The organism is Streptomyces silvisoli, assembly GCF_029269905.1.
GTDB classification, from domain to species: Bacteria; Actinomycetota; Actinomycetes; order Streptomycetales; family Streptomycetaceae; genus Streptantibioticus_A; species Streptantibioticus_A silvisoli_A.
In genome coordinates this window covers 1-17,098 of sequence record NZ_JARJBC010000015.1, presented here as the reverse complement: position 1 = coordinate 17,098, position 17,098 = coordinate 1, and the positions used below count along the sequence as shown (strand labels likewise).

Annotated in this window: 17 protein-coding genes and 1 pseudogene; 11 read left to right on the top strand and 7 right to left on the bottom strand. The window is 71.7% G+C overall.

Annotated features, from left to right (window positions below; genetic code table 11):
* The first annotated feature begins 69 nt into the window (after positions 1 to 69).
* From P3G67_RS22540 to P3G67_RS22530, 3 genes are all read left to right on the top strand, one after another.
* Positions 70 to 708 carry a DUF6758 family protein gene (locus P3G67_RS22540; RefSeq protein ID WP_269853388.1) on the top strand — a complete coding sequence of 213 codons (639 nt, stop codon included), beginning with the start codon at positions 70 to 72 and terminating at the stop codon, positions 706 to 708.
* 134 nt (positions 709 to 842) lie between these two features.
* Positions 843 to 1,700 (top strand): PHP domain-containing protein, encoded by an 858-nt coding sequence (locus P3G67_RS22535; protein ID WP_276095088.1) that lies wholly within the window; start codon positions 843 to 845, stop codon positions 1,698 to 1,700.
* 106 nt (positions 1,701 to 1,806) lie between these two features.
* Entirely contained in the window at positions 1,807 to 2,415 is a 609-nt protein-coding gene (locus tag P3G67_RS22530) for a MarC family protein (protein WP_276095087.1), read from the top strand.
* Positions 2,416 to 2,502: 87 nt separating this feature from the next.
* On the opposite strand, the gene P3G67_RS22525 is transcribed toward P3G67_RS22530, so the two are convergent.
* From P3G67_RS22525 to P3G67_RS22515, 3 genes and pseudogenes are all read right to left on the bottom strand, one after another.
* On the bottom strand, positions 2,503 to 2,643 hold the full coding sequence (locus P3G67_RS22525) for a hypothetical protein (protein WP_269853385.1): 141 nt from the start codon (positions 2,641 to 2,643) through the stop codon (positions 2,503 to 2,505).
* Between the two features lie 189 nt (positions 2,644 to 2,832).
* Complete coding sequence (locus P3G67_RS22520) at positions 2,833 to 3,705, bottom strand: alpha/beta fold hydrolase (protein ID WP_276095086.1); 873 nt, start codon at positions 3,703 to 3,705, stop codon at positions 2,833 to 2,835.
* 85 nt (positions 3,706 to 3,790) lie between these two features.
* Positions 3,791 to 6,365 (bottom strand): annotated as a pseudogene (locus P3G67_RS22515) (DEAD/DEAH box helicase).
* Positions 6,366 to 6,612: 247 nt separating this feature from the next.
* On the opposite strand from P3G67_RS22515, the gene P3G67_RS22510 reads away from it, so the two are divergent.
* Positions 6,613 to 7,341, top strand: coding sequence for a ferritin-like fold-containing protein (locus P3G67_RS22510; protein WP_269853383.1), 729 nt, complete (start codon positions 6,613 to 6,615; stop codon positions 7,339 to 7,341).
* A gap of 14 nt (positions 7,342 to 7,355) precedes the next feature.
* Here P3G67_RS22510 and P3G67_RS22505 read toward each other — a convergent pair whose 3' ends face one another.
* From P3G67_RS22505 to P3G67_RS22490, 4 genes are all read right to left on the bottom strand, one after another.
* Positions 7,356 to 7,628, bottom strand: a complete 273-nt coding sequence (locus tag P3G67_RS22505; protein WP_276095085.1) for a hypothetical protein — start codon at positions 7,626 to 7,628, stop codon at positions 7,356 to 7,358.
* A gap of 156 nt (positions 7,629 to 7,784) precedes the next feature.
* Positions 7,785 to 8,012: a DUF3107 domain-containing protein gene (locus P3G67_RS22500; protein WP_269853381.1), complete on the bottom strand. Its 228-nt coding sequence runs from the start codon at positions 8,010 to 8,012 to the stop codon at positions 7,785 to 7,787.
* A gap of 80 nt (positions 8,013 to 8,092) precedes the next feature.
* Positions 8,093 to 8,734 (bottom strand): TetR/AcrR family transcriptional regulator, encoded by a 642-nt coding sequence (locus P3G67_RS22495; protein ID WP_255927554.1) that lies wholly within the window; start codon positions 8,732 to 8,734, stop codon positions 8,093 to 8,095.
* Between the two features lie 180 nt (positions 8,735 to 8,914).
* The gene (locus tag P3G67_RS22490; protein WP_269853380.1) at positions 8,915 to 9,094 is read right to left on the bottom strand and encodes a hypothetical protein; all 180 of its coding nucleotides are present in this window, start codon (positions 9,092 to 9,094) and stop codon (positions 8,915 to 8,917) included.
* Between the two features lie 174 nt (positions 9,095 to 9,268).
* Here P3G67_RS22490 and P3G67_RS22485 point away from each other — a divergent pair, with 174 nt between their 5' ends.
* From P3G67_RS22485 to P3G67_RS22460, 7 genes are all read left to right on the top strand, one after another.
* Positions 9,269 to 10,255, top strand: a complete 987-nt coding sequence (locus tag P3G67_RS22485) for an alpha/beta fold hydrolase (RefSeq protein WP_276095084.1) — start codon at positions 9,269 to 9,271, stop codon at positions 10,253 to 10,255.
* A gap of 8 nt (positions 10,256 to 10,263) precedes the next feature.
* On the top strand, positions 10,264 to 11,208 hold the full coding sequence (locus P3G67_RS22480; RefSeq protein WP_391858317.1) for a DUF3152 domain-containing protein: 945 nt from the start codon (positions 10,264 to 10,266) through the stop codon (positions 11,206 to 11,208).
* A gap of 64 nt (positions 11,209 to 11,272) precedes the next feature.
* On the top strand, positions 11,273 to 11,365 hold the full coding sequence (locus tag P3G67_RS35855) for an Ms4533A family Cys-rich leader peptide (RefSeq protein WP_313880997.1): 93 nt from the start codon (positions 11,273 to 11,275) through the stop codon (positions 11,363 to 11,365).
* A gap of 124 nt (positions 11,366 to 11,489) precedes the next feature.
* Positions 11,490 to 13,199 (top strand): ABC transporter substrate-binding protein, encoded by a 1,710-nt coding sequence (locus P3G67_RS22475; protein WP_276095083.1) that lies wholly within the window; start codon positions 11,490 to 11,492, stop codon positions 13,197 to 13,199.
* Positions 13,196 to 14,266 (top strand): ABC transporter permease, encoded by a 1,071-nt coding sequence (locus P3G67_RS22470; protein ID WP_276095082.1) that lies wholly within the window; start codon positions 13,196 to 13,198, stop codon positions 14,264 to 14,266. The genes P3G67_RS22475 and P3G67_RS22470 overlap by 4 nt, the downstream gene beginning before the upstream one ends.
* On the top strand, positions 14,263 to 15,252 hold the full coding sequence (locus tag P3G67_RS22465; protein WP_269853375.1) for an ABC transporter permease: 990 nt from the start codon (positions 14,263 to 14,265) through the stop codon (positions 15,250 to 15,252). Before P3G67_RS22470 ends, P3G67_RS22465 begins: the two co-directional genes overlap by 4 nt.
* Positions 15,249 to 16,907, top strand: coding sequence for an ABC transporter ATP-binding protein (locus P3G67_RS22460; protein WP_276095081.1), 1,659 nt, complete (start codon positions 15,249 to 15,251; stop codon positions 16,905 to 16,907). Before P3G67_RS22465 ends, P3G67_RS22460 begins: the two co-directional genes overlap by 4 nt.
* The last annotated feature ends 191 nt before the right edge of the window (positions 16,908 to 17,098 follow it).

Here is a 17,098-nt window from a genome sequence, read left to right as displayed (position 1 = left end):
GCCGTGACTCGCTGCGGACGGGTGATCGTCCTTGACGCGGGGGCGAGAAGAAGAGGACCGTGGGGCGCTATGAGGGGCGAACCCAGTTGCCCAAAGTGCGGGGGCCGGGTGCGGGCGCCCGGCCTCTTCGCGGATTCATGGCAGTGTGACGTTCACGGCAGTGTGCACCCGCTGCAACCTGTCGTGCCGCCGAGCGTCGAGGCGCTCAGTGTCGTGGTGCGCCGTGCGCGGGTACCGGTGTGGATGCCCTGGCCGCTGCCCGTCGGCTGGCTGTTCACCGGGGTCGCCTGCGCGGGAGACGACCGCAGCGGCGGCCGGGCCACCGCCGTCGCCTGCTCCGGGCCCGGGCCGCTCGGGGGCCCGGGGGAGCTGGTGCTGGTGGCGGAGGAACTGGGGGTCGGGCTGGGCGCCCGTTACGCGGGCATCCCCGGACCCGATCCCGGCCCGGGTATGCCGGTGGACCAGCCGCCGCACGCCAAGGTGCTGGCCGCCGGTCGTCCGACGCCGCTGTGGCACGTCGCGGACGCCCCGGCCGACCGGGCGGTCTTCGCGGGCGAGGCGTTCGGCCTGTGGCTGTGGGCGATCGTCTGGCCGGAGCAGTCGGGGCTGTTGATGTACGACGAGCTGATACTGACCGACCTACGGGAGGCGGGAGCGGAGATCGACCTGCTGCCCTGCGGGGCGCTGTCACCACGACTGCTGGACTGAGGTCCGTCCCACTGCGTGGACTCCTCGGATTTACGGGTTGCCATCGCCGTTATCCTTGGCTTTCAAAGGCGGTACTGGCCGACTGAAGTCGGCTGCGACCGCACCCCGTACCGAGGCAGTGAAGGAGCAGCGCCGTGCGCATCGACCTGCACACGCACTCCACCGCCTCAGACGGTACGGACACCCCCACCGAGCTGGTGCACAACGCCGCGGCGGCCGGTCTTGACGTCGTCGCGCTCACCGACCACGACACCGTCGGCGGGCACGCCGAGGCGACGGCCGCGATACGCGCGCTGGACAAGCCCCTCACCCTGGTCACCGGCGCCGAACTGTCCTGCCGGATCGGCGGCGTCAGCATGCACATGCTCGCCTACCTCTTCGACCCCGACGAGCCCGAGCTGGCCCGCGAGCGCGAACTGGTCCGTGACGACCGGGTGCCGCGCGCCCAGGGCATGGTCGCCAAGCTGCGCGAACTCGGGGTTCCGGTGACCTGGGAGCAGGTCGCCCGGATCGCCGGTGACGGCGCGGTGGGACGGCCGCACGTGGCCACCGCGATGGTGGAACTCGGCGTCGTGCCCACCGTCTCCGACGCCTTCACCGACGAGTGGCTGGCCAACGGCGGACGCGCCTACGTCGAGAAGCACGAACTCGATCCGTTCGACGCCATCCGCCTGGTCAAGGGCGCGGGCGGGGTCACCGTTTTCGCGCACCCGGCCGCCGCGAAGCGCGGCCAGACCGTGCCGGAGAGCGTGACGGCCGAACTCGCCGCCGCCGGTCTGGACGGCCTGGAAGTCGACCACATGGACCACGACGAACCCGCCCGCGCCCGGCTGCGTGCCCTCGCCGGTGAGCTGGGTCTGCTGGTCACCGGGTCGAGCGACTACCACGGCAGCCGCAAGACCTGTCGCCTCGGCGAGTACACCACGGACCCCGAGGTCTACCGGGAGATCTTCCGCCGGGCGACCGGCGCAGTTCCGATCAGCGCCATCTAGCGCCGCTTACCTGACCTCGGCCCTCCCTTCCCCCCGTACCCGAAGCGTCCCGTCGCGCCCCGCCGCGCCGCCGCACAGCCCCCGACCGCGGAAAGCACCACTGAACATGTTCGACCTCACCCTCTTCGGGTCGGTATTCGTCACGCTGTTCGTGATCATGGACCCGCCCGGCATCACCCCGATCTTCATCGCCCTCACCGGTGGCCGCGCCGCCAAGGTGCAGCGCCGGATGGCGCTCCAGGCCGTACTGGTCGCCTTCGGCGTGATCGCGGTCTTCGCCGTCTGCGGCCAGCAGATCCTCGACTACCTGCATGTCTCGGTACCCGCGCTGCGGATCTCCGGTGGACTGCTCCTGCTGCTCATCGCGCTGGACCTGCTGACCGGCAAGGCGGACGAGCCGACCGCGACCAAGGACGTGAACGTGGCGCTGGTGCCGCTGGGCATGCCGCTGCTCGCCGGGCCCGGCGCCATCGTGACGGTGATCCTCGCCGTGCAGCACGCCAGCGGTGTGGGCCAGCAGATGTCGGTGTGGGCGGCGATCGTCGCCATGCACCTGGTGCTCTGGCTGACGATGCGCTACTCGCTGGCGATCATCCGGCTGATCAAGGACGGCGGCGTGGTGCTGGTGACCCGGCTGTCCGGCATGCTGCTCTCGGCGATCGCGGTGCAGCAGGTGGCCAACGGCGTGATGGGCTTCATCCACGGCGGAAGCTGAGGCACCGCGGCGGAATCCGAGCCACCGCCACTTCATGCGAAAGCGCCCCGTACCACGGTGTACGGGGCGCTGCGCGTTCGTCCGGACTTACTCCGCGGGGCGGATGTAGAGGCGCTGGCCGGTGGCGGCCGCCTGCTGAACGATCGTCTTGACGGAGGCGGCGTCCACCACGGTGCTGTCCACGGCCGAGCCGTTGGCGTCGTCGAGTCGCATGATCTCGAAGCGCATGAGTTCTCCCTTTCGTCCGTCCCGCGTCGACCACGGGGTTCTGACTGGCGGACACTCCTCATTGAAGTTCGCGGCTGCTTCGCCACGATGTCGTGCCCGTTACATCTGGGTACAACGAATGTACCGAGGAAAACATTCCCTACGCTAACGAAATTTTTTAACCGGCTAACGATGGACCTGCCGACGTGGTCAGACCGAGCCCCAGAAGGCGTCGAGCACGGCCGCGGTCGCGTCGGGCCGCTCCGCGTTGGGGGAGTGCTCGGCGCCCGCGACCACCTCACGGCGGGCGCCCAGTCGCTCCGCCATCTCGTCCAGCCACGGGACGGGCCAGGCGTAGTCCACCTCACCGGAGACGACCAGCTTCGGCAGTTCGACCGCCGCCAGTTCGGCCACCCGGTCCGGCTCGGCGGTCATCTGGCGACCGGCGGCGATCAGCTGCTCGGGGACGTTCGACAACCAGCGCCGGTGCAGGAACTCGTCGAGCCCCGGCGGCTCGACGCGCGGCCTCGACGCGTCGGCGGCCGGGCCGGCTTCCTGGACGTCCAGTTCCCGCATGGCCTGCCAGACGCTCTCCATGTCCATCACCGCGAGCGCGTCCAGCAGCGTCTTCGTGCGCTGCTGCTGGCTGGTCTCGATGGCGGCCGGTCCCGAACTCATCAGCGTCAGCGACGCCCACGGTCCGGCGCCGCTGAGGAGTACGGCGGCCCGGCTCACCAGGCCGCCGAACGAGTGTCCCAGCAGGTGCACCCGGTCCGCGCCAAGCGCTTCGGCCTGCGCGACCACATCGGCCGCCAACTCCCGCTGCGCGTAGGCGCTTTCGTCGCGCGGACCACCGGTCTCGTACTGGCCCCGGCCGTCGACGGCCGCAACTCGCCAGCCCGCCTTGGCCAGTGGCCCGAGCAGACCGTTGAAGTCCTCCTTGCTACCGGTGAACCCCGGCACGAGAAGGGCCGTGCCGCGCCGGGCGTCCCCCGCGTCCAACACGGCGAACGACCCACGGGAGGTCGGCAGATGGTACGTGCGCACGCATCGCGGCAGCTCAAGCAGAGGCGGTCGACTCATGCGGCGAGACTACGGGGCGGGTGCGGCGGGACGGAAAAAGGTGTGCCGGTTCCCGCGCGGGAACCGGCACACCGTCGTGCCAACGTCACGCCTCCACGGGCGCCTTGGCGGCGGCCTTCCGGGTGCGGCGGCGCGGGGCGGCCTCCTCGGTCGCCACCTCCGCCGTGGGCGCCTTGGTGGTGGCCTTGCGGGTGCGGCGCGCTGCCGGGGTGGTTTCCTCGGCGGGGGCCGTTTCGGCGGCCTTGGCGGCGGCTGTCTTGCGGGTGCGGCGGGGTGCCGGGGCGGCCTGTTCGGCGGCTGCCTCCGTCACCTCGGCGGCCGCCGCCTTGCGGGTGCGGCGGCGAGGCGCCGGAGCGGCCTCCTCGGTCGCCACCTCCGCCGCGGGTGCCTTGGCGGTGGCCTTGCGGGTGCGGCGCGCTGCCGGGGTGGTTTCCTCGGCGGGGGCCGTCTCGGCGGCCTTGGCGGCGGCTGTCTTGCGGGTGCGGCGGGGTGCCGGGGCGGCCTGTTCGGCGACTGCCTCCGTCACCTCGGCGGCCGCCGCCTTGCGGGTACGGCGGCGAGGCGCCGGAGCGGCCTCCTCGGTCGCCGCCTCCGCCGCGGGCGCCTCAGCCGGAGCCTGCTCGACCGCCTCGGCGACGGCCTTCTTGCGGGTGCGACGCGGTGCCGGGGCGGCCTCCTCGACCACGGCTTCCGCCGCGTCCTCGACCTTGGCGGCCGCTGCCTTGCGCGTGCGGCGGCGCGGGGCGGGAGCCGCCTCCTCGGCGGGCGTCTGCAGTGCGGGCGCCTCCTCGGCGGGCGTCTGCGGGGCGGGCGCCGTCTCCTCGGCCACCACCTCGGCGGTCGCAGCCTTGCGGGTGCGGCGGCGACGCGGCGCCGGGGGCGCCTCCTCCGAGGCCGGGGCCAGGGCCGGTGCGGGCACCGCGGCCGACGCGGCCTCCTCCGGCTTCGGCGCCACCTCGGCGGCCGGGGCCTTCGGCGTGGCCGCGAGGGCGCCGCCGCCACGCGTACGGCGGCGTCGGCGCGGGGCCGGACGGGGCTCGGATTCCTCGGCAACCGGAGCGGCGGCCTGCGTGGCCGCCGCTTCCGCCGCCTCCACGACCGGCTCGCCGCTGCGGGTGCGGCGGCGCTGGCGCGGGGTGCGCTCGCGCTTCGGGCGCTCGGTTTCGGCGGCGGGGGCGGACTTGCGGCCACGGCCGCGGCCACCCGTCTCGCCCAGGTCCTCGATCTCCTCGGCGGCCAGACCGGCCCGGGTGCGCGCGGCGCGCGGCAGCACGCCCTTCGTACCCTCCGGGATGCCCAGCGCCTCGTAGAGGTGCGGAGAGGTGGAGTAGGTCTCCAGCGGCTCGGGGAAGGACAGGTCGAGCGCCTTGTTGATCAGCTGCCAGCGCGGGATGTCGTCCCAGTCGACCAGGGTGAGCGCGGTACCGGACGCCCCCGCGCGGCCGGTGCGGCCGATGCGGTGCAGGTACGTTTTCTCGTCCTCGGGCGTCTGGTAGTTGATCACGTGCGTGACGCCGTCGACGTCGATGCCGCGCGCCGCCACGTCCGTGCAGACCAGCACGTCGACCTTGCCGTTGCGGAAGGCCCGCAGCGCCTGCTCGCGTGCGCCCTGGCCGAGGTCGCCGTGGACCGCGCCGGAGGCGAAGCCGCGGCGGGCGAGCTGCTCGGCGATGTCGGCGGCGGTGCGCTTGGTGCGGCAGAAGATCATCGCGAGACCGCGGCCCTCTGCCTGCAGCACCCGGGCGACCAGCTCGGGCTTGTCCAGCGAGTGCGCACGGAACACGTGCTGGGTGATGTTGGCCACGGTCGCGCCCTCGTCGTCCGGCGCGGTGGCGCGGATGTGCGTGGGCTGCGACATGTAGCGGCGGGCGAGCGAGATGACCTGACCCGGCATGGTGGCCGAGAACAGCATGGTCTGCCGCTTCTTCGGAAGCATGTCCATGATCTTCTCGACATCCGGCAGGAAGCCGAGGTCGAGCATCTCGTCGGCCTCGTCCAGTACCAGGGTGCGCACCGCGGACAGGTCGAGCTTGCGCTGGCCCGCGAGGTCAAGCAGTCGGCCGGGGGTGCCGACGACCACGTCGACGCCGCTCTTCAGCGCCTCGACCTGCGGCTCGTACGCCCGGCCGCCGTAGATCGCCAGCACCCGCACGTTGCGGACCTTGCCGGCGGTCAGCAGGTCGTTGGTGACCTGGGTGCACAGTTCGCGGGTGGGGACGACGACCAGGGCCTGCGGGCTGTCGGTCAGCGCCTCGGGCGCGGCCCGCCCGGCCTCGACGTCAACGGGGACGGTGACCCGCTCCAGCAGCGGCAGGCCGAACCCGAGCGTCTTGCCGGTACCGGTCTTGGCCTGGCCGATGACGTCGTTTCCGGCCAGCGCGACCGGGAGCGTCATCTCCTGGATGGGGAACGGATTGGTGATGCCGACGGCTTCGAGCGCCTCGGCGGTTTCGGGGAGGATCCCCAGATCACGGAAGGTCGTGGTGGACAGGATGCTTGCCTCTTCTATGAGCGCGGCACTGTGCTGTGAGGGGGGTCGAGCATCCGTCTGCCGGATGCTGACCGCGCCGGAGTGTCGTACGGCCGTAGGCGGCCGGGAGCGCGGGACCGCGGCCCTCACACGTGCCGCGAGCGGGCCCCTCCCACCGGGAGGTGGGCAGGACGGTCGGTTCGGAGCCGATCGGGCCACCGACCGGGCATCCGCATTCATGCGAAAGCCTGCCGTAATCCGCGAAGACTAGGCGGGCTTGTATCACTGTACCCCGGAAACGCCCAGCCGCCGAGGACGGATTTTGTTTGGATTCGGGAAAATGTTCGGCGGGCCGGGCGGGTGCGGGCGGCGCGGCCCGGCTGGAACGCGCCTGACAGGGGCTTTCGTCTCCCCGTCGGCGGACTATTGTGCCCCCCATGGAGACGCCTGACGAGAGCACCGCAACCGCGACCGGGATCGCCGCCCAGAACTGGGACACCGCCGCCGCCGACCCGCAGTACCGGGCCGCGGTCGTGGACCTGCTGGGCGCGCTGGCCTACGGCGAACTGGCCGCCTTCGAGCGGCTGGCGGATGACGCCAAGCTCGCGCCGACCCTGGCGGACAAGGCGGAGCTGGCGAAGATGGCGTCGGCCGAGTTCGGCCACTTCGAGCGGCTGCGCAACCGGCTCGCGGAGGTCGGCGAGGACCCGACCGGCGCGATGGAGCCGTTCGCGGCCGCGCTGGACGGCTTCCACCGCCAGACCGCGCCTTCGGACTGGCTGGAGGGCCTGGTCAAGGCGTACGTGGGCGACTCGATCGCCAGCGACTTCTACCGCGAGGTCGCCGCCCGGCTGGACTCCGACACCCGTGGCCTGGTGCTGGCGGTGCTGGACGACACCGGGCACGCCACCTTCGCGGTGGAGAAGGTGCGGGCGGCCATCGAGGCCGAGCCCCGGGTGGGCGGCCGACTGGCGCTGTGGGCGCGGCGCCTGATGGGTGAGGCGCTCTCGCAGGCACAGCGGGTGGTCGCGGAGCGGGACGCGCTGTCCACCATGCTGGTCGGCGGGGTCGCCGACGGATTCGATCTGGCCGAGGTCGGTCGGATGTTCACCCGTATCACCGAAGCGCACACCAAGCGCATGGCGGCGCTGGGGCTCGCGTCCTGACGGCGCGGTGGCCCTCAGGCGGCCCTGGGCACAGCTGATCGGCGCCGCCCGGGGTCGCGGACCAGCAGCGAGAGCAGGGCGGCGCCCACACCGAGCGCGGCGAGCAGGGTCACCGCCGGATTGCCGGGGCCGACGACGAAGCGGGTGATCACGCCGCCGAGCAGCGCCGCCACCACGCCGGTCACCAGGGTCAGGGCACGGGACGGGAAGCGGCGCGGGAACAGCCGGAGGGCGGCCCACGCCGCGCCCAGCCCGATGATCGCGCTGCCCAGTGCTTCCCAGACCATGCGTCCTCCCGTGGGCCCTTACGTCCGGCACAACGTCGTATCCAGTCGTAAATCAGACGCTTCCGGTCCTACCCACGGCGGCGGGGTGCCCAAACGGACGGCGGCCGACCCGGTCATCTCACCGGGTCGGCCGCCGTGCGTCGGCTGCGGGCGTGCTCAGAGGGCGCCGAAGCCCACCCGGTGCTTCGACGGCTCGCCGATCTCCACGTAGGCCAGTCGGTCGGCCGGAATCAGCACCTTGCGGCCCTGCTCATCGGTCAGCACCAGCAGTTTCTCGGTGCCGGACAGGGCCGCGGCCACGGCCTTCTCGATCTCCTCGGGAGTCTGCGTGCTCTCGATGTGGATCTCGCGCGGCGCGTTCTGCACGCCGATCTTGACCTCCACGGCTTTCCCTCCGATGGTCTGGCGGTGTGCGCGACAAAACCGCGCTGTACGCGGCCAACATTACTGCCCGGAACGGGTGGTCAGTGCTGGCCCTCGGCACCGTGCAGCGGGAAGCCGGCGATGCCGCGCCAGGCCAGCGAGGTGAGCAACTGCACCGCCTGGTCGCGCGGGATGGGGCTGCCGCTGGACAGCCAGTAGCGGGCGACGACCTGCGAGACGCCACCGAGGCCCACCGCCAGCAGCATCGACTGCTCCTTGGCCAGGCCGGTGTCCTCGGCGATCACCTCGCTGATCGCCTCGGCGCAGTCCAGCGCCACCTTGTCCACCCGCTCCCGGACCGCCGGTTCGTTGGTCAGGTCGGACTCGAAGACCAGCCGGAAGGCGCCGCCCTCGTCCTCGACGTAGGCGAAGTAGGCGTGCATGGTCGCCTCGACGCGCTTCTTGTTGTCCGTGGTCGAGGCGAGCGCCGCCCGTACGGCCTGCACCAGCGCCTCGCAGTGCTGGTCGAGCAGGGCCAGGTAGAGCTCCAGCTTGCCCGGGAAGTGCTGGTAGAGCACCGGCTTGCTGACCCCGGCACGCTCGGCGATGTCGTCCATCGCCGCCGCGTGGTAGCCCTGGGCGACGAAGACCTCCTGGGCCGCACCCAGCAACTGGTTGCGTCGGGCGCGACGCGGCAGGCGCGTCCCGCGCGGGCGCGCCTCGGTCTGCTCGATGGCTGTCACGCCGCCTCCCAAATAGTCGCGCTGACGTCCTGCGAAGTGTGTGCCGGCATGCGCCGCGTATCGCGCATGCGCTGGACATCGTACTTTTCGGTAACGGGACTGCGCCTGGGGCGGACGCAGAATCTCATCCCCTGGTACGTACCGGGAGCCCGCGGGCCCCCTCCGCTTTGGGGCGTCTTGTCAGCGGTAGTCGTCTTCGTCCAGGGGAACCGGGCGGTGCTGTTCCGCGGCGTCCGCCTCGTTGGCCTCGTCGGGGACCGGCTCGGCCGCCGTCTCGTCGTCCTCCAGAACGTCCAGCCGCTGCTCGGCGGCGTCCGCCTCGTTGGCCTCCAGATCGGCAGTGAGCTGTTCTTCCGACATGACACCCTCCTCGGCCGATGACCGACCTCGTGTAGGAGCCTAGCTACGAGCGTAGGAGAGGGTGCCCACGAGCGCAGCGTGGCATGCGAGCCAAAGAGCGCTCACCGGCGGTGTGAGGGCTGCCACACGTCCCGTCACGTCTGGGGCGGCGTGATCAGCTCGTAATATTGCTCCATGTCCTCGACCGAGTCGACCGAAGCCGCAGTGGCCGATCCGGCCCCGACCGTCCCGGCGGCGGGAGCGACGGCGGACGGCGAGACGCTGCGGACGGTTTCGCTGCCGGGCCTGTCGCTGACCGTGCGGTCCCGGGCGCCGCGCGCCGACGGGCGGGCGCCCGCGCTGTTCGTGCACGGGCTCGGCGGCTCCTCGCAGAACTGGTCCGCGCTGATGGAACTGCTGGCGGACGAGGTGGGCGGCGAGGCCGTCGACCTGCCCGGCTTCGGCTTCTCACCGCCGCCGGACGACGGCGACTACTCGATCAACGGCCACGCGCGGGCCGTGGTCGCCCTGCTGGAGTCGGAAAGACGCGGGCCGGTCCATCTGGTAGGCAACTCGATGGGCGGCACCATCGCCACGCGGATCGCGGCGCTGCGCCCCGACCTGGTGCGCACCCTCACCCTGGTCTCCCCGGCGCTGCCGGAACTCCCACCGCAGCGCTCGGCCTGGCCCACCGCGCTGGCCTCCGTGCCCGGCCTGCCCCGGCTGTACGCCCGGGCCACCCGGGACTGGTCGACGCAGCGTCGCACGCACGCGCTGATCTCGCTGTGCTACGGGGACCCCTCGCTCATCAGCGCCGAGGAGTTCGCCGAAGACGCGCGGGAGTACGAGCGGCGGCTGGCGCTGCCGTACTTCTGGGACGCCATGGTGCGCTCCACGCGCGGACTGGTGAACGCCTACACCCTCGGCGGGCAGCACTCGCTGTGGCGGCAGGCGGAGCGGGTGCTGGCGCCCACGCTGCTGGTGTACGGCGGGCGGGACAAGCTGGTGTCGTTCCGGATGGCCGCGCGGGCGGCGAAGGCGTTCCGTGACTCCCGGCTGCTGGCCATCCCGGACGGCGGCCATGTGTCGATGATGGAGCACCCGCAGCTGGTGGCCAGGGCGCTGCGCGACCTGCTCGCGGAGGACCACCGGGTGGACGACGCGCCCCTGGACAGGAGCTGATCGCCCTCGTGGGACGCCATAGCGCGACCGGCCGCGCCCCGGCGCGCGCCGCCGAACCCGACGCCGCGGCGCCACCGGACACCGGCGCCCCCACCGCTCCCCGGGTGCCCGGCCCACGGCAGCCGAGCCGACCCGACGGGCCGTCAACTCGGCGCGGGCGGAAACCGAACCGCCGCGTCGCCGCCGGAGTCGCCGCCCTGGCCACCGTGCTGGCCGTCGTGCTCGCCGTACGGTTCACCGGTGGCGGCCACCCGCACAACGCGGCTGACGCGGCGCCGGGCGGCGCCGGGCGGAAGCGGGCCGACGGCGGCGCGGCGTCCCGTTCCGACCAGCGGGTCACCCCGCCGCCCGGCTACGACCAGGCCATGGCCCTGCGGTACCCGCTGGACGCCAAGCTCGCGCTGGGCGGCGGCTTCGACGCGGTGCCGGGGCACGATCCGGCGCCGGGCCGGGGTCAGGTGCTGCGGTACCGGGTGGACGTGGAGCAGGGGTTGCCGTTGGACGGGCGGCTATTCGCCGACGCGGTTCAGAAAACCCTTAATGACGACCGGAGTTGGGGACACGGCGGCACTCGGACTTTCGAGCGGATCTCCTCCGGAACACCGGATTTCGTGATCACGTTGGCGAGTCCGGTGACCACCGGGAAGTGGTGCGCCAAGTCGGGACTCGACACCTTGGACGAGAACGTCTCCTGTGACTCCGCGGCCACCGACCGGGTGATGATCAACGCCTATCGCTGGGCACAGGGGTCGGACACCTACGGCCCCGACAAGATGCACATGTACCGGCAGATGCTGATCAACCACGAAGTGGGGCACCGGCTCGGCCACAACCACGAGCAGTGCGACAAGCAGGGCGCACTGGCGCCGGTCATGATGCAGCAGACCAAGTTCCTCAGCACGGACGGCCGCACCTGCCGACCGAATCCATGGCCGTTCCCCGCCGAGAACTGAGGAATCCCGGGCTTCCATCAGCCTTGCTTTGACATTCCCAAAGAAATACTTCAGTCTTCTGGGCATGCACAGAAGCCATGTCACCGAGCGCGCCGCGATCAAGCTGGCGCTCATCGGCGTGGCCGAGCACTGCGTGTCCGACATTCACTGTCGTTGACCCCGCCCGTTCCCCGTCCCCGGGGAACGCCGATTCCCGCGCGGGCGCAGTGCGTGTTCCGTTCCGACCTTGCCGCTGCCCGCGTTCCGCATGCACCAACTCCGGCAGCGAGAGGCCATTTCCCATGTCCAGAAGTCCCCGCATACCCCGCCGCATCGGCGCGGCGGCCGTCACCGTGGCCCTGGCCGGAGGGGCCGCGGCATGCGGCCCCAAGAGCGGGGACGCCGGAGCGGACGCCGCACCGCACCGCGGCGGCACGCTGACCATCCTCAACCAGGACCCTCAGGACAGGTTCGACCCGGCGCGTGAGTACACCTCCGGTGGAGGAAACGTTCCCTCGCTGGTCTTCCGCACCCTCACGACCCGCGCCCGCGTCAACGGCGCCCCCGGTACCAAGGTCGTCCCCGACCTGGCCACCGACACCGGTACCCCGTCCAAGGACGCCACGGTGTGGACGTACCACCTCAAGGACGGGCTGAAGTACGAGGACGGCTCGCCGATCACCTCCGGCGACATCAAGTACGGCATCGAGCGCTCCTTCGCCCCAGAACTCTCCGGCGGCCCGCCGTACTTCCGTGACTGGCTGGTCGGCGCGGAGAACTACCAGGGGCCGTACAAGGACTCCAAGGGCCTGGACTCGATCGAGACGCCGGACGCCAGGACGATCGTCTTCCACCTGAACAAGCCCGAGGGCGACTTCCCCTACCTGGCCACCGCGACCCAGTTCGCGCCGGTGCCCAAGGCCAAGGACACCGGGGTGAAGTACGCCGAGCACCCGATCTCCTCCGGACCATACGAGGTCGTCAAGAACGAGAACGACGGCGCCCACCTCGTCCTCAAGCGCAACCCGTACTGGTCGTCCAAGACCGACGACCAGCGCAAGGCGTACCCCGACACCATCGACGTGCAGTCCGGGCTCGACCCCGCGGTGATCAACCAGCGGCTGTCCACCGGCTCCGGCGCGGACGCCGCCGCCGTGACCACCGACACCAACCTCGGCCCCTCCGAGCTGGCCCAGATCGGCAATGACAAGGAGCTGGCCGGCCGGGTCGGCACCGGGCACTTCGGCTACACCAACTACCTGGCGTTCAACACCAAGGTGAAGCCGTTCGACAACCCCAAGGTGCGCGAGGCCATCGCCTACGCCGTCAACCGCACCTCGGTCGTCAACGCCGCGGGCGGCTCCTCGCTCGCCGAGGCGGCCACCACGTTCCTGCCCAACCAGCCCACCTTCGGCTACACGCCGTACGACCCGTTCCCGGCGGGGCCGAACGGTGACCCGGCCAAGGCCAAGGAACTGCTGAAGGAGGCCGGTTACCCCAACGGTCTGACCGTCACCCTCACCCACTCCAGCTCCAACGCGGACCAGTACGGCCCGGACATCGCCACCGCCGTCCAGGACGGCCTCAAGGCGGCCGGGATCACCGTCAAGCTCAACGCCCTCCAGCAGAGCGGCTACCGGCAGGCCGTCACCTCGGTCAGCAGCGAACCCGGCTTCTTCCTCAGCGGTTGGGGCGCCGACTGGCCGTCCGGCGGGCCGTTCCTCGCGCCGATCTTCGACGGCCGGCAGATCGTCACCAACGGGTCGAACTTCAACAGCGCCCAGCTCAACGACCCCTCGGTGAACGACGAGATCGACGCCATCAACAAGATCACCGACCATGCCACCGCCGCCAAGCAGTGGGGCGCGCTGGACCAGAGGATCGGCCGGCAGGCACTGGTCGTCCCGCTGTTCCACCCGGTCTACAAGCGGCTGTACGGCAAGGACATCCGCAACGTGGTGATCAGTGACTGGACCGGTGTGCTCGACGTCTCGCAGGTCGCGGTCAAGTGAGCGGCACCGCAGGCCTGTTGGCCGGGGAGACCGCCCAGGTCTCCCCGGCCGCCGGGGCGTCCCAGGTATGGCGGCGACTGCGCTCGCAGCGCGCCGCCCTCGCGGGCGCCATCGTGCTCGCCGCCCTGGTGGTGATCGCGCTGACCGCGCCGCTGCTCACCGCCATCGAGGGCCAGGACCCCACCACGTACCACGACACCCTGGTCAACTCGGCGTCCGGCGGTGTGCCCATCGGCTCGTTCGGCGGCGTCAGCGCCGACCACTGGCTCGGGGTGGAGCCCGGCACCGGTCGCGACGTCTTCGCCCGGCTGGTGTACGGGGCGCAGATATCGCTGCTGGTCGCGGTGGGCTCGACGGTCGTACAGGTGCTGATCGGCGTTGTCGTCGGTCTCGCCGCGGGCCTCGGCAACCGCTTCCTCGACCAACTGCTCAGCAGCACCACCGACGTGATGCTCGCACTGCCCTCGCTGGTCTTCGCCATCGCGCTGATGGCCGTGGTGCCCTCCGGCTTCCCGCGGCCGGTACTGCTGATGCTGGTCATCGGACTGCTGGGGTGGGGCGGCACCGCCCGCGTGGTGCGCGCGCAGACCCTGACCCTCAAGGAACTCGACTACGTGGCCGCCGCACGGCTCGGCGGCTCCTCGCGCTGGCGGATCGCCCGCCGCGAACTGCTGCCGTCCATCGCCGCACCGGTCATCACCTACGCGGCCCTGCTGCTGCCGACCAACGTGGTCAGCGAGGCCGGACTGTCCTTCCTCGGCGTGGGCGTCAAGCCGCCCACCTCCTCGTGGGGGCAGATGCTCTCCACCGCCACCACCTGGTTCCGCGCCGACCCCGCCTACGTGCTGCTGCCCGCGCTGATGCTGTTCGCCACCACACTGGCCTTCACCGTCGTCGGCGACGCGGTGCGCACCGCGCTCGATCCGCGGGCGGCCTCCCGGATCAAGGTCGGTACCAAGGGAGCGAACGTGAGCGACGCACGGGCGGCCACCGGGCAGCAGGGGGCGACGGTGGCCGCACCCGTACGCCGCGCGGGCGCGGACGCGGACAATTGGGGGGAGGCATGACCGGATACCTGACCCGCCGGTTCCTCGGCATGGTCGCCGTACTGTTCGCGCTCACCGCGGTCATCTACGCGGTCTTCTACGTCGCGCCCGGAGACCCGGCCCAGCTGGCCTGCGGCCTGAAGTGCAGCCCGGTACAAGTGCACCAGCTGCGCGGCCAGTTGGGGCTCGACGAGCCGGTCTACCTGCAGTACGCGCACTTCCTCAAGGGGCTGTTCGCGGGACGCGACTTCAGCGCGGGCGCGGGAGTGCTGCACTGCGACGCGCCCTGCCTGGGGATCTCGTACCGCACCAACGAGCAGGTCACCGACATGATCCTGAACAGGTTGCCGGTGACCGCGTCACTGGCGCTGGGCGCCATGGTGATCTGGCTGCTGCTCGGCATCGGCAGCGGACTGCTGTCGGTACTGCGCCGCGGGCGTCTCACCGAACGCCTGCTGACCTCGCTGACACTGGCCGGAACGGCCGTGCCGGTGTTCATCATCGGGCTGCTGCTGCTCCTGCTGTTCTGCGCCTACCTCCAGTGGCTGCCGTTCCCCACCTATGTGGGGCTCAGCCAGGATCCGCAACAGTGGTTCTGGGGACTGCTGTTGCCGTGGACGTCCCTGGCGCTGCTCGAGTCCGCCAAGTACGCCCGGCTGACCCGCTCCTCGATGCTGGAGACCCTCGCCGAGGACCACATCAGGACCTTCCGGGCGTACGGCGTCAGCGAACGGCGGCTGGTCACCCGGCACGCGCTGCGCGGCGCGCTCGCCCCGGTGATCGCGCTGTCCGCGCTGGACCTGGGCACCATGTTCGGCAGCGCGGTGCTGACCGAGACGCTGTTCGGACTGCCGGGCCTCGGCAAGCTGATCGTCTCGTCGGTCAACATCCTCGACCTGCCGGTCGTCGTCGGGGTGACCCTGGTCACCGGATTCAGCGTGGTACTCGCCAACGCCGTCGCGGACGTGCTCTACGCGGCGGCCGACCGACGGGTGGTGCTGACATGAGCGAGCATCTGGTCGAAGTCAGCGGCCTCACCGTCGATTTCCCGGTCGCGGACTCCTTCGTACGGGCCGTGGACGGACTGGACTTCACCCTGGAGCCCGGGCAGGCGCTCGGCATCGTCGGAGAGTCCGGTTCCGGCAAGAGCACGGTGGCCTTCGGGCTGCTCGGGCTGCACCGGGGCACCGGTGCCCGGGTGCACGGCTCGGTGCGGGTCGCAGGCGTGGACGTGGTCGACGCCGACGACACCGAACTGCGCCGGGTACGCGGCGAGTTGGCCGCCATGGTCTTCCAGGACCCGCTCTCCGCGCTCGACCCGTACCACCCGGTCGGCGACCAGATCGCCGAGGTCTACCGGGTGCACCGCAAGGTGACCCGACGGGCGGCGCGGGCCCGGGCCGTCGAGGTGCTGGACCGGGTCGGCATCCCGGACGCGGCACGCCGGGCGCGGTCCCGGCCGCACGAGTTCAGCGGCGGCATGCGGCAGCGCGCGCTGATCGCCATGGCACTGGCCTGCGAGCCGCGGCTGCTGATCGCCGACGAGCCGACGACCGCGCTGGACGTCACCGTCCAGGCGCAGATCCTCGACCTGCTGCACGAACTGCGCGCCGATACCGGTGCCGGACTGCTGCTGGTCACCCATGACCTGGGAGTGGTCGCGGGCAGCGTGGACCAGGTCCTGGTGATGAAGGACGGCCGCGCGGTGGAGCGCGGCCCGGTCGCCGAGGTCCTGGGTACCCCGCGTCAGACGTACACCCGGGAACTGCTTGCGGCGGTGCCGCGGGTGGACGCTCCGGTTCCGGTGCACGTCCACCCCGGCGGCGGTTCGACCGCCGAGGATGGCGGCGTTCTGCTCGAAGCGGTCGACCTGCGGCGGGAGTTCGGGCGGCGCGGGGCCACGGTGGCCGCGGTGGACGGCGTGTCGCTCACCGTACGGGCGGGCGAGACGCTGGGCGTGGTCGGCGAGTCGGGCTCCGGCAAGACCACCCTCGGGCGAATGCTGGTGCGGCTGCTTGACCCCACCGGGGGTCAACTGCGGTACCGGGGGAGGGACATCGGGACGCTGGGCGAGAAGGCGTTGCGTCCGCTGCGGCACGAGTTGCAGATGGTGTTCCAGGACCCGGCCTCCTCGCTCAATCCGCGCCGCAGTATCGGAGAGTCCATCGCCGATCCGCTGCGGGCCGCCGGGGAGTTGGACGACCGGCGTATCCGGACGCGGGTCGGCGAACTGCTGGAGCGGGTGGGGCTCGACCCCGACTGGTACCACCGCTATCCGCACGAGTTCTCCGGCGGTCAGCGGCAGCGGGTCGGCATCGCCCGCGCCCTCGCCCCGGAGCCCCGGCTGATCGTCTGCGACGAGCCGGTCTCCGCGCTCGATGTGACGACGCAGGCGCAAGTGGTCGAGTTGCTGGGGCAGTTGCAGCGCGATCTGGGCCTGTCCCTGGTCTTCATCGCCCACGACCTGGCCGTCGTTCGGCAGGTGAGCGACCGGGTCGCGGTCATGCGGAGCGGTGCCGTGGTGGAGCACGGCACCGCCGACGAGGTGTACGACTCGCCGCAGCACCCCTACACCAAGGGCCTGCTGTCCGCCGTACCGGTCCTCGACCCCACGGAGGCGGCAGCCCGCAGGGACGGCCGCCGGGCGGTGGTTCCGGGGTAAGGCGGTTCGCCGGCGCGGTCCGGCGGTGTCGAACCCATCGCGACTCCCGGATGGCCCCCCGAACGCGTGCGCGCACACATGGCGCGCGTTAGCGCGCGGAACGGTGGGGTGGGGGGAAAGTTACGGCCGTTCACCCCTTTCGGTGGCGCGGCGGACAACCGTCCCCCGCCCCCCCCTCAAGTAGGCCAAGC